This window comes from Salipiger bermudensis (genome assembly GCF_017309175.1).
Classification (GTDB): Bacteria; Pseudomonadota; Alphaproteobacteria; order Rhodobacterales; family Rhodobacteraceae; genus Salipiger; species Salipiger bermudensis.
This window is the reverse complement of the sequence record NZ_JAEKJV010000021.1, coordinates 91,684-103,702: the sequence shown is the minus strand read 5'-3', so window position 1 is coordinate 103,702 and position 12,019 is coordinate 91,684. Positions and strand designations below refer to the sequence as shown.

Sequence of the window (12,019 nt, the reverse complement as noted above, 5' to 3'; positions counted from 1 at the left end):
CGCGACCCATGCTTCGATGACCGATCCGGAGGCCCGGCTGTTCAAGACCCCCCCGGCGCCGGCGCCATGCTGTGCTTCATGGGGCACAGCATGATGGAGAACCGCTCCGGCCTGATCGTGCAGGCCGACCTGACGCGGGCGGACGGCCACGCCGAGCGGCGTGCTGCCATCGACATGCTTCACCGCCACTCGCCGGGATCGACCCGGCGCCTGACCCTGGCAGCGGACCGCGGTTACGACAGCGCCGACTTCGTCGCCGAACTGCGCCAAATGGTGGTCACGCCGCATGTCGCCCAGAAGTCTCGACACTCCGCCATCGACGGCAGAACCACCCGGCACCCCGGCTACGCCAAGTCACAGCGGCGCCGGAAGAAGATCGAGGAACCTTTCGGCTGGGCCAAAACCGTCGGTGGCATGGCGCAGACCCTGTACCGCGGCATCGAGCGCGTACGGGCCCGCTTCACCTTGGCGATGGCGGCCCGCAACCTCGCGAGGCTGCCGAAACTGCTCGCCAACTGAGCCGGCAAGCGGCTACTCGGACTGCCGGTTCGCAAACCAGGCCGCATCGAGCTCCTGCTCAAGGGAAACCCTTCCTCAAGGCAGACCTTTTCAGCGGCCTGTTAGGGTTGTCTTGGTTGCGGGCCAAGACGTCAGGCCGCGTATGCGCGCTCAGCGTCTAAAGCCGCAACATTCTCGATCGATCTGGTAAGTGGTGCCCGGGGGGGCGGAATCGAACCACCGACACGAGGATTTTCAATTAGGCTTGTGATCCATGCGCGCTGTTTCAGGATCGCTCAACCCGCAACGTAGCCGATTGAAAACCTTGACCTTTGTGTATGGCAGATCGTCTCTACCTGTTTCACGCCGTAGCATTCAAGCTCACCGCTTCTGCTACCCCAGTGATACCCAAGCGCGGCGATTAGTAGGTACTAAGCGGCTCTTGCTCAGGTCCTTGTTGTAGGAGCTTTGCTGCACGTATTGGAGCGCCAAGATACGGGACGTCGTCGCTCAACAACCTGTCGAACGGGCCAAGACCAAAGCGGCTAGACAGCGCCAAAGAGCCCAATACTAGCGTGTCAAAATCCAACAGAGCAGAGGGACGCAGTATGCGCTGCCAATGATAGCTGTCTTTCATTGCGGATTGGATTGCCTCAAAACGAGTATTTGCAATCGTTTCAACGCTTCGCGAAACGAAGGGGTGGTCAAGTCCGAACTTACTTTTCATTGGGTCAATGAGTTCCTGCCCCACTCGCATGTAGCTATCAATGGAAAGACCTGTCACACCAACTTGGAAGCCTGCGCGACGATCCAAAGCTTGCCTAAACGGAACCTCGCTGCTTTCTTTTGAGGACAGCCCATCGCGCAAACACTCAACCTGATACAGTGCGAATAATTGGCTAGTCGCCGTTCGCGCAGAGTTTTCCAAGGGGCGAGCAAAGCGTTCCTCTTCATCTTCCAAACGTTTTTGGCTTCTGACGCCATCAAGGAGATCACTATGATCGGCTAGCGAAGAAACGGCTTTTGGTATTCCTGACAACTTGAGCAGTACAGCGCCATGAATCAGCCCGAGTTCAAGAAAACCCTTCCCAGCTTTTTGGAGAAGGTCACGGGATTTATAGGAGTCTTCGAGAAGCAGCGCAATCGCTGCGGCATCACGGTATGCAGTCGCTGCAATCGCTTGATGTTCATAACCCTGCCGTCTGATCTCGTTATGGACTTCAGCGCGACCGATTAGAAATTTAAGCCGGTTGCGAAGCCTATCGGGTTCGATCCCAAAACCCTCGTCATGCATCAGAAAAGCTCCCTAATGTTGCTGAGAACATCAGGCTCAACATACTTTGGATTCGACCACGTGTGCTGCGGCCGCCAATGGCCATAACCAGGGTCCCACCATTCAACCCGCTCGATTTGATTAGACGGTATGTGAACCTTGGCCGTTAACTCGCCCTCTAGCTGGTAAGGCGACCATCGTTGATAGATATTTATGTCTCGCACCGCCTCCGCAACATTCCTGATCTCAACCGCTGGATAGTGACTCGTCGCCACCCAGCAAAAGAATAGTGCTCCCGGCCTCGTCCAGTCGTCTGTGGCAAAGTGCAAGGCAGTGTCGATGGCAGAGTACGCAAAGTTCTGTTGAAGGATTGTGTTTCTCTCAACTGCACCACTAGCCAAAGAGATAAACGGCGTTTCATCACCGAAATTCTGATAATCGTGCAAATGGCGATCCAGATTGTGCGGTGTTAGTACGTCCGCAACCATTTGGGGAGTTATGCCACACTCCCTTCTCCGCCAATTCGACATGATGCCATGGTCCTGACTTATGATTTCCTGCGCTGCAGATTGTGTGAGGCCAGTCAAGCCAGAGGTGTCACCCGCAATACCTTTCACGCATTTCTGGATATACATCAGCCCTTACGCCTTTCGATTGCATCAAGTATCAAATTGAACAGATCATCGGGGCGGATAGTTAGCCCGAATGCTCCCTGAGGCGTGTCGCGCTGCACCCCGACGTAGAATATAACGAAGGGTCTAGAAACAGAGGATAAAATTTCTGGCAACAGCTTGAGACCAGCCTCCCCATCGTTTTCGCGTCCGATATCGGAGATCACGATATCATAGATCGCGCCTTCCATTTTCCTGCGCGCTTCTTCGTCCGTTTTCGCAAGATCAATGAGCACGCCGAGTTTCTGCAAAATTTTTATTTCGGGGCTATTGTTAGTAGGGTTATCATCGATCCACAAAATCCGCGATGACCTTAGCAGCGGCCCAATCGTTCTCATTCTTCGGGCCAATTGATCCCGCAAGCCTGCCGGTAGTGTGATATCCCTTGCTTCTGCAGCCTCCTGCACCTCCCCTGACAACTCCAACTCAACCCCGGCGAACCCTAGCTTTGTCGCCCGGGAAAAGGCGGCTCTAATGGTTCTTGGCCCGACGATGAAAAATACAGAGGCAAAGAAAAGTGCCCATAAAAGATGGGGTGTATGCGGCAGCAAGTCAGACCATTGAAAGCCACTCTCTGGGCTTGAAAAGGAAATCCGAATGTCCAAAAACCTCACTCCCGCGTCCAATCAACAGTAGTCATCCATACAGTCCTCATAGCTGTCACCGGTCAGCTCGCAAAATGTCTTTAGCGCACCTTGCAAAGAAAAATACTGATGTTCACTGCGATGGTAGAAGAACTCGCCACGAACGAAAACCTGTGCGACTGCCCAATCCTTGATTGCGTTGGGGCCGGGATTGTGGGTCATGACGATCAAAGCATCTTCGACAAGAGAACGCTGAACAACCAAGCTTTGGTAAATGTCGTTTCGTGCGAAGACTTTGCCAAACATAAGGCTCTCTGCATAGCGCTCGAGCGCATCATCGGTCACTTCCGTCGGGCATTCGGGAAATTCTGTCGGCACCCGCCAGCGAACTTGGATGACCGAAGGGGTGAGAGACTCGTACTCTTCTGGGTCAGGCTCGAAATCTGCACGTTCAGCGGTGCCGTATAGCCACTCACCAACTGCGCCACCACTGGGTACTGATCCGCTTCTTGCCCATTTCTCGAAACGTGATTTTGTCTTAGCGGCCTCGTCCTTCGATACGGTTCGCATCCATGACACATCTGGATAAGAAACATCACTTTGGACCTTTGAAGGATCAGCTAGGAAAGCTTCGATTGAATCGTAGACCAGTTCAATGCGCCGAGCGGTGATTTCATTCAGCAGGGCGTTTTCCAGCCTCGTCAACCATCGTAAGTTTTCCGGTCGATTGTTTGCACGGTTGGTATCAATGTGATCCACAACGTGCTGATCTGTAGGCGGCTCGCCGTTAAATGCAGAGCAAACTATGCGGTGAACTGGGATTCCCGCCAGATAGTGGTATCCAGTTGTCTGGTTTTGGCGTCCGAAAGTCCAAGTTTTATCCAAAGGACGGGCACGCTTGCGGTGCTCGTTGAAGCGGTAAACCGCGCCGTTATCGCGAACGAGATACCGCTCACCTCGATATTCAACTTCGATTTCGTTTTCGTAGACTTCAAGCAAGTGATCTTGATCGCCCACTGGCGAACTCGTTTGGTCCAAAGATGGCATCACACTCTCCAGTGCAAAATTGCCTCGGCCTTCCCCAGACTACTCGATCCGGTGCCGGTTATTGTTGGCAGACATGAAACACGGCGTCAGGCGCTGCCTTATGCTCTGAAACGCAACCCAAGAATGTCGTTCATATCGACACAGAGTCAACCAAGATTGAAGCCGTCCAAAAGCACAAAGCTCACCAGACCGCCAGTGCAGAGCGAGTCATCTCGCCTCAACGCATCTAGGATTGTCCCTGACGTGGCTCGTCCGCCCATCTTATCTTGGGCTTATGAAACGCAAACTCACCTCCAAGTTCATCGAGGGGCAGAAGCCCAACCCGACGAAGCGCCTCGATTTTCGGGATGAGTTGATGCCGGGTCTTGTCCTGCGCATCAGCACGTCCGGCACCAAGACCTTCTGCCTGCACAAGCGCATCAACGGCAAAATGCGGCGACTGACCATCGGGCGGTTCCCCATCATATCACTGGCTGATGCGCGGAAGCGGGTGCAACAGGTTCTCTACGAAATCGAGACAGGCCACTTCGAGAATCGCATTGGCATTGAGGTCGAAACGAAACCGACGCTTGGCGCCGTGATCCCCGATTACATCGAGAAACATGCCAAGGTTCACAACCGCGACTGGAAACGCAAGGAAGCCCTGTTGGCGAAATTCACCACCTTGCATGGCAGACGGATCGACGAGATAAAGCGCGCTGATGTCGCTACGTTTCATGCCGCCACCTCCAGTGCCTCTTCGACCCGTTTCAGCATGGTCCAGATGCCGTCGGTGCCGGGACGCCACTGATTGTTGTGGCGAGACCAACGCTGCCAGGTCTGGCCATCGAAAGTCTGGCGTGCCTGCGTGCAGCGGGGCTCACGCTGACCGGCGACCAGCTGGAGATGCGGCACTGCGTAGAACATGTCGGGAGCGACCTCGGGATACGAGGGCGGCAGTAGGATCAGGATATCCGCCTGAGCGACCTGATACTTGCCTTCCGGCAGCGTGATCCCGGTGAGGATCACGCCCTTCTTACCGCCTTCGATGACCTCGCGAACGGTGATGCCGCGACACTCGAGGTAGCGGCGATCCTGACGGGGGAGGAGGCTCATACCGCGCCCCCTTCCGTGGTTTGGGTCACGCCGGTGAAGAAGTGCTCCAAGCCCGCATCAGCGAGGCAGATCAGATCGGTGTCACCGATCAGAATGTCGTCCTTGCCGGGTATCACCTGCCAGACGGCGAACTTAGCGGGATCGACCTCGGCCAGCTTCTTGAGCACGCGCCCGCTAATGACCTTGTGGCCCCACTCGAAGCGCTTGCCATCGATGTCGAAGCGGAAAGATGCCGCGCTCGGGAAAACCAGGAAGCGCTCGACTTGGCCGGGGCGCAGGTCCGTGGTTTCCTCTAGGCGCAGTTCCTCGAGTTCACCGTTGCGCAGCACTTGGAACACCAAATGCTCTTCCGCCTTGCGGAAGCCTGCACCCTCAATGATCTGGCGGCCCGTAGGCGTGGGATCGTCAATGACGGCGGCTGAATAATTCAAGTCGTTATCGCTGACCTGCACCTTGTAGGGCCCGTGATCGCGGGGCTTGCGGCCAGCCTCCAGAGCATCCAGGATGTCTTCAACTTCTTTCGGTACGGTAGTCATAGCAGCATTCCTTTTCTTGTCTGCTCGACGCCCGCAGCGGGCGCCATCTGCCACCTATGCTCTTGAGGTTCAGGCAATCGGACGCCGGAAGGCACAAATTTTCAGAAAATTTTCGTATCGCTGATGTTGGGGCTAAGAAAAATCCCGAAATAGACCGCTTCAATATGTTGCTGGTGTGTTTTCTGCGCGCGACTTGCTACAGTATCGCTGCGGTCGAGATCTTCGAAATTTTTGGGAACACACGATTTTTATTTGAGACGGCGTCCGATTTCTCCTCCCTCAAGAGCATATACGAGTGACAGGCAAACGAGCGGCTCATGAAAGACGACAAAGACATAGATAAATTCTACACCCATGAAGACGCCACCGAGGCGATCAGAAACCTGTCAGCCGAACAGAAGCGGAGGCTCGAACGGGCCGCCAAAAGGCGCGCTTGGTTCTCAGGAGACCACAAGGGCCTCCTGCACGAAGCCATCGCAAGCACAGCAATGGGGAGGAGAAGATGGAACCGTTCCGTCGATATCGTGCGGCATCTGGACAGGGTGATGCAGAGCATCGCGTCGAATGCCGCGAAGCGCAAAGAAGTTGCCTCTGACAATCTCGAAGAAACGTCGACTCGAGGAGCATGGCGGGACGAACAGCCATCGACCGAAGCGGCACTTGAGGCGCGCGAAATCCGCGAGGAGCAGCGCGCAACAGCCATCGGCCTGTGCGGTGACGATTGGGAAGTGCAACTTCTCGTAGAAGGTCTGCTCGACAACAGCACGCCTGACGAGCTGGTTGAGCTCTTCGGAGACAAGACCTCTTATGAAACAGTCCGGAAACGAATGAACCGAAAAATCAAGAACTACCGGGCCAAAGGTGACAAACGATGACGCAAAAGAAGGAACCCGGATTGTCCCGTCTCGAAGACGAGATGGTAGAAGACGTATTCGCCATGAGCGACGCTGAGATCGAAGCCGAGCTGCAGGAAGAAGGTGTCGACCTCGACGCGTTCGACAAGGAAATGGATGATCTTTTCGCGGCCGCCCTCGCTGAGGGCGGGCAACGTCGCCTGAAAGGTGCCCGCGAGGCGGTCGATCTGCATAGTGAACAACTAAAGCGGAAAGGGCAGCAAAAGTCCCAAGACGAGCTTCGGGCGAAAATCGCCGCGATCATTGCCCAAAACCCCAGTCTCACTATGGCTGCGCGGAACTTCGAGGAGGAACACGAAGGCGATCTAGAAGGGATCCTTGAAGATCTGCAGGATCTAGCCGGTGATGACTGGGACGATGTTGAGTAATGCGCCTAATCCGTGACCCAGACGAGTTACTCAGGGAATTCGGCATTACCCATCCTGACCAGATTGATCTGGAGGCTATAGCATGGACCCAGAACGCGCGTGTTCAGTATCGGCAACTGCATGGCTGTGAAGCTCGGATTATTGGCTCGGGAAACCGGGCTAAGATCACCCTGAAGCCAGACGGAAATCCACGCCGACGCCGTTTTTCGCTCGCACATGAGATCGGCCATTGGCAGTGCCATCGCGGCAAGACTTTAATGTGCCAGTCTAGCGACATCGAAACGGGTAGCGTTCTCAACAGACTGCCCGAACGTGCAGCAGATCGTTTCGCAGCTCAACTGCTAATGCCCGAGTTTCTGATTCGCGAAAGCTTGAGAGGCTATGACAACAGGTTCAACATGCGAACGATCCGGGCGATGGCTGACGACTTTGACATGAGCCTGACTGCCGCAGCTATCAGATTGGTGGAGCGGAATACTGTTCCCAGTTTACTTGTTTGCCACACGCGTAGTGGCCGGAAATGGTTTGCCAGATCACCTGCAATTAGCGAGTACTGGACCCCGAAGCGGGAACTGGATCCCGACAGCCTCGCGTTTGATGTTTTGTTCAATAATAGCCCTGATGACAGGTTTCTCCGCAGTAGTGGAGCAGATGCTTGGTTTAATCACCAGTGGGCTGACGGAATGCCAATCAAAGAGCAAACAACAAAGATCTACGAAGATGAAACTCTCACGTTGTTGGTGGTGGAAGATGAACGCATGTTAGCACGCTACTAAGTTTCGCAAATGCGATCCGACGGAATGCAGAGCCGCACCCAACAAATGACGTTGCGCTTTTGATGTAAGCATTCGCCGCCATTCAATTGAGTTCAACTGAGGTGACAATGGACACGACAAGTATCCCGAGGGAAATTCTTAAGCAGTGGCAAAACCCAAGCATTCCGATAGTTGTCCGCTCAGGTATTCGCGGCGATAGACTTACAGCAAGACTGCCGTACCGTCCCGACAATAGGGAATGGTTGTTCAGCCTCGCAACCGGTAGGCGCAAACCGGACGTAAAATGGTCACCAGTGGAAAAATCCTGGAAACTACCTGTCAGTTGGCTCAATCGCTTTGTTGATAGTGGATTGGAGCGCTATGGGCGCTTGTATGTCGTACAGCCATACCGTGAATTGGAGAAGTGCGCACCTGCTTGCCGCAACGCAGTCGGGCATGACTGTCAGTGTTCGTGCATGGGAGCGAACCATGGCATCGGAGATGGGAGTGGCTGGTTCGATGTGTCCGAAGCCTTCTCATTTCGTTGGGGACCCACATCAGCTGCAATCAGGCTCATGACGCGGAAATAACCTAGAGGTCTATTTTCGACCGCATTGGGAACTCTTCCAAATTGCTACCCCAGCGATACCCATGACGGCGGCTCACTTAGAACACCACCGAAACAATCGCCGCAAGCATTTGTTTTCGTTTGGTAAAATGGTGCCCGGGGGCGGAATCGAACCACCGACACGAGGATTTTCAATCCACTGCTCTACCCCTGAGCTACCCGGGCACTGGGTGAAGGGCGCTGCCCCTCGGGTGGAGGCGAGATAGCCGAGGCGGATGGTGGTGTCCAGAGGCCAAAGGCGAAAAAATCACCTCGCCGTGCAGAAAACCTGAAGCGGCTTCTCTCCGCCGGAAGAGCGCGCTACATCTGCGGCCATGACGCGCGCCTTCTCATCCCTTTCCGACATGCTCAACCACGGCTTCGACACCGTCATCGACGTGCGCAGCCCTGCAGAATTCGCCGAGGACCACGTGCCCGGTGCGATCAGCCTGCCCGTGCTCGACAACGAAGAGCGCGCCCGGGTGGGCACGATCTACAAGCAGGAAAGCCCGTTCCTTGCCCGCAAGCTTGGCGCGGCGCTGGTGTTCCGCAATGCCGCCGCCCATATCGAGGGGCCGCTGGCGCATCACGAGGGGGGTTGGCGGCCGCTGGTCTATTGCTGGCGCGGCGGACAGCGTTCGGGCTCGTTCGGCTGGATGCTGCAGCAGATCGGCTGGCGGGCCGAGGTGGTGAAGGGGGGCTACAAGACCTACCGACGTCTCGTCACCAAGGCGCTCTATCAGGATCCGCTGCCGCACCGCTTCGTGCAACTCGGCGGCTATACCGGCACCGCCAAGACGGCGCTGTTGCCGCGGCTGGCGGCGCGCGGGGTGCAGGTGATCGACCTCGAAGGGCTGGCGCGGCATCGTGGCTCACTGCTGGGCGACATGCCCGGCGGGCAGCCAAGCCAGAAATGGTTCGAGACCTGCCTCACACAGGAGCTGTCGCAGCTCGACCCGGACCGACCGGTGCTGGTCGAGGCGGAGAGCAGCAAGGTCGGGCAGATCCTGCTGCCGCCGTCGCTCTGGGAAGGCATGAAGCAGGCGCCCTGGATCGAGGTCGCGGCGCCGCTCGACGCGCGGGCGGTCTATCTCGACGAAGCCTATGACGACATTCTCTCGGACGGGGCGCGGCTCAAGGCGCAGCTGGCGCCGCTGCGCTACCATCGCGGCCACGCGCTGATCGACCAGTGGGACGCGCTGATCGATGCCGGCGAGCGGCTGGCGCTCTGCCGGTCTCTGGCCGCCGATCACTACGACCCGGCCTACGAGAAATCCATGTCGGCGATGACGCCGCGGGTGCTGCAGCGCTTCGAGACGCCGACGCTGGACGCGGCCGGTCTCGACGCGCTGGCCGACCGCATCGCCGACGCGTTTCACACGATGGAGATCTGACCGGGCCAGTCACCGTCGATGCGCCCGATCACCGCCGCCTCATAGCCCGCCGCGCGCAGCTCGGCCACGTGGGCGGCGCCGTCGGGGATCGCGGCAAGCAGGCCGCCTGCGGTCTGCGGGTCGAAGAGCAGGTCGGCGCGCGCCCCCTCAAGCGTCAGTCCGGGGACGGCATCGCGGTTCTTCGGGTAGAGCGTCGAGCGGATCCCTTGCCCTGAGAGCTTCAAGGCGCCGGGCAGCAGGGGGATGGCATCGAGATGCAGCTCGGCGCTGACGTTGGAGGCCATGCAGATGCCGTGCAGGTGTCCGGCGAGGCCGAATCCGGTGACATCGGTCATTGCGTGCGCGTCTTGCAGGATCTTCGCCGCGTCATCCTGTGGGCGGGTCATGCTGGCAAGCGCGGCTGACACCCTGTCGCCGCGCGCAGCACCCTGCATCTCGGCCGCCATCAGCACGCCGGAGCCCAGCGGCTTGGTCAGCACGAGATCGTCGCCGATCTGCGCGCCGCCAAGGGTGATCGGGTCGCGCTCGCAAAGCCCGGTAAGGGTGAGGCCGATGGTCATCTCGTCGCCCATCGAGGAATGGCCGCCGACGATCTCGGCGCCTGTGTCGCGCAGGATCTCAGAGGCGGCGGTCAGGATCTCGGTGAGGGTGCGCTGCGCCAGTTCCTCGGACATCCGGGGCAGGGTGAGGCTTGCTGTGGCGGCCTGCGGGGCCGCGCCCATGGCCCAGATGTCACCGAGCGCGTGCACGGTGGCGATGCGGGCCATGATCACCGGGTCCTCGACGAAGGCGCGCAGGTGATCGGTGGTCATGACCTGGCGGGTCCCCCCGGTGAGCAGCAGAGCCGCGTCGTCGCCGGGCAAGGCGGTGACATCGGACCGAACGGGTGCGGGCAGGTGGGAGAGCGCGGCGGAGAGCGCATCGCGCCCGACCTTGGCGCCGCAACCGCCGCACATCGGCTTGTCGCCAAGCGCCTCTCGGCTGCCGGCGGCGCGAGGGCTCGGCAGCGGCTGCGGGGCCATCTGCGGCAGGTCACGGAACCGGTCCATGAATTTCTGGTCGATATGGTCTTTCCAGCGCCACATCGCGGGGCCGGAAAGTGCGAGGCCGAAGCGGTCAGCGAGGGCGGATTTCTCGCCCAGCGAGATCAGTTTGAGGTAGTCGCGCTGCGGGCGGTAGGGGCAGGGCGTGCCCTCGCCGGAGAGGCGCTTGCGGAGGTTGTCGAACAGCACCGGGGCCTGCCGCACCGCATAGACCCCGGCCTTGGGGCGCGGCGTCTCGGCCATGTGGGCGCAATCGCCGGTGGCGAAGATGTCCGGGTCGGAGCTCTGCAGCGTCGGCGAGACGGTGACGAAGCCGTCGGTGAGCTCGAGGGAGGTTGTCTCAAGCCAGCCGTGCGGGCGGGCGCCGGCGGCCCCGGTGATGAAGCTCGCGTCGATCTCGTGCCCGTTGGCCAGGCCCAGCCCGTCTGCGGTCACCTCCGCGATCTCCGTGTGTTCGTGCAGGGTGACGCCTTGCGCAGTGAGCGCAGCACGCAGCTTTGACGCGGCTTGCGGGCGCAAAGCCGAGAGGGCGGTGCCGTTGTCGACGAGGTGCACCTGGGCCGCGCGGCCGCGCGTTCGCAGCGCGAAGGCCATCGCCGCGGCCAGCTCGGCGCCGGCGACGCCGCCGCCGATCACCGCCACCGAGGCGGGGCCGTCCTTGGCGCGGTAGCGGTCCCAGGCTTCGGCGAACGGGCCGAGGGGCTTGGCGGGAATGGCATGTTCGGCGAAGCCCGGCAGGTCGGGCATGGCGGAGGTGATGCCGATGTCGATCGAGGCCACGTCGTATCCGACCGGCGGACGACCAGGCACGTGGATCTCGTGTGCGGTGCGGTCGATGCCGGAGGCCGCGCCGAGGATCACCCGCGCACCGGCGAAACGGGCGAGCTGCACGAGGTCGATATCGAGCGCATCGCGGTCGTAATGTCCGGCGACGAAGCCCGGGAGCATGCCGGAATAGGGCGCTGTGGGGCCGGGGTTGATCACGGTGAGCCGGGCGCCGGGGAGTGGATCCATGCCCCACATGCGCAGCACCAGTGCGTGGCTGTGGCCGCCGCCGATCAGCACGAGGTCGCGGGTGAGGGGCAGGGCTGGGGTCTTCATCGCGTGGGCTCCGGGCTTGCTCCGGGGGCATGTAGCACGCGGTGTGCGCCGCGCCCATGCGCCTTGTCGCGCAGGCTGGCGCGGCCCGGGGAGGGGCGCTGCCCCTCTGCCGCCGGGGGCGGCATTCACCCCG

Annotated in this window: 12 protein-coding genes, 1 tRNA gene and 1 pseudogene; 6 read left to right on the top strand and 8 right to left on the bottom strand. The window is 59.2% G+C overall.

All coding sequences use genetic code 11. From position 1 onward, the window contains the following. A pseudogene (locus JF542_RS21850) lies at window positions 1-519 on the top strand (transposase); the annotation flags it as partial. Window positions 520-919: 400 nt separating this feature from the next. Here JF542_RS21850 and JF542_RS21845 read toward each other — a convergent pair. The 4 genes from JF542_RS21845 to JF542_RS21830 are packed head-to-tail and all read right to left on the bottom strand — an operon-like array spanning window position 920 to window position 4,043. Then, window positions 920-1,792, bottom strand: coding sequence for a hypothetical protein (locus tag JF542_RS21845; RefSeq protein ID WP_207077407.1), 873 nt, complete (start codon window positions 1,790-1,792; stop codon window positions 920-922). Next, window positions 1,792-2,406, bottom strand: a complete 615-nt coding sequence (locus tag JF542_RS21840) for a hypothetical protein (RefSeq protein ID WP_207077406.1) — start codon at window positions 2,404-2,406, stop codon at window positions 1,792-1,794. The genes JF542_RS21845 and JF542_RS21840 overlap by 1 nt, the downstream gene beginning before the upstream one ends. Continuing rightward, window positions 2,406-3,047: a DNA-binding transcriptional response regulator gene (locus JF542_RS21835; RefSeq protein ID WP_207077405.1), complete on the bottom strand. Its 642-nt coding sequence runs from the start codon at window positions 3,045-3,047 to the stop codon at window positions 2,406-2,408. Before JF542_RS21835 ends, JF542_RS21840 begins: the two co-directional genes overlap by 1 nt. Window positions 3,048-3,068: 21 nt before the next feature. Beyond that, window positions 3,069-4,043 carry an HNH endonuclease gene (locus JF542_RS21830; protein ID WP_207077404.1) on the bottom strand — a complete coding sequence of 325 codons (975 nt, stop codon included), beginning with the start codon at window positions 4,041-4,043 and terminating at the stop codon, window positions 3,069-3,071. A gap of 304 nt (window positions 4,044-4,347) precedes the next feature. On the opposite strand from JF542_RS21830, the gene JF542_RS21825 reads away from it, so the two are divergent. Next, on the top strand, window positions 4,348-4,863 hold the full coding sequence (locus JF542_RS21825; protein WP_242533880.1) for an Arm DNA-binding domain-containing protein: 516 nt from the start codon (window positions 4,348-4,350) through the stop codon (window positions 4,861-4,863). On the opposite strand, the gene JF542_RS21820 is transcribed toward JF542_RS21825, so the two are convergent. Next, window positions 4,788-5,168, bottom strand: a complete 381-nt coding sequence (locus JF542_RS21820; RefSeq protein ID WP_207077403.1) for an E2/UBC family protein — start codon at window positions 5,166-5,168, stop codon at window positions 4,788-4,790. The two genes, JF542_RS21825 and JF542_RS21820, sit on opposite strands and share 76 nt — an antisense overlap. After that, window positions 5,165-5,704, bottom strand: a complete 540-nt coding sequence (locus JF542_RS21815) for a multiubiquitin domain-containing protein (protein WP_207077402.1) — start codon at window positions 5,702-5,704, stop codon at window positions 5,165-5,167. The genes JF542_RS21820 and JF542_RS21815 overlap by 4 nt, the downstream gene beginning before the upstream one ends. A gap of 317 nt (window positions 5,705-6,021) precedes the next feature. Between JF542_RS21815 and JF542_RS21810 the strand changes: the two genes are divergently transcribed. Genes JF542_RS21810 through JF542_RS21800 form a run of 3 tightly spaced genes read left to right on the top strand, consistent with a single transcriptional unit; the run spans window position 6,022 to window position 7,762 of the window. Beyond that, window positions 6,022-6,579 (top strand): hypothetical protein, encoded by a 558-nt coding sequence (locus JF542_RS21810; protein ID WP_207077401.1) that lies wholly within the window; start codon window positions 6,022-6,024, stop codon window positions 6,577-6,579. Then, complete coding sequence (locus JF542_RS21805) at window positions 6,576-6,986, top strand: hypothetical protein (RefSeq protein WP_207077400.1); 411 nt, start codon at window positions 6,576-6,578, stop codon at window positions 6,984-6,986. Before JF542_RS21810 ends, JF542_RS21805 begins: the two co-directional genes overlap by 4 nt. Further along, on the top strand, window positions 6,986-7,762 hold the full coding sequence (locus JF542_RS21800; protein WP_207077399.1) for an ImmA/IrrE family metallo-endopeptidase: 777 nt from the start codon (window positions 6,986-6,988) through the stop codon (window positions 7,760-7,762). Before JF542_RS21805 ends, JF542_RS21800 begins: the two co-directional genes overlap by 1 nt. A 697-nt stretch (window positions 7,763-8,459) precedes the next feature. Here the strand turns inward: JF542_RS21800 and JF542_RS21795 are convergent. Beyond that, window positions 8,460-8,534 (bottom strand) — tRNA-Phe (locus JF542_RS21795). A gap of 149 nt (window positions 8,535-8,683) precedes the next feature. Here JF542_RS21795 and mnmH point away from each other — a divergent pair. Beyond that, window positions 8,684-9,742 carry a tRNA 2-selenouridine(34) synthase MnmH gene (gene mnmH / locus JF542_RS21790; protein ID WP_207077398.1) on the top strand — a complete coding sequence of 353 codons (1,059 nt, stop codon included), beginning with the start codon at window positions 8,684-8,686 and terminating at the stop codon, window positions 9,740-9,742. Here mnmH and selD read toward each other — a convergent pair. Beyond that, window positions 9,724-11,886, bottom strand: coding sequence for a selenide, water dikinase SelD (gene selD, locus JF542_RS21785; protein ID WP_207077397.1), 2,163 nt, complete (start codon window positions 11,884-11,886; stop codon window positions 9,724-9,726). The genes mnmH and selD overlap by 19 nt on opposite strands. Window positions 11,887-12,019 lie beyond the last annotated feature (133 nt).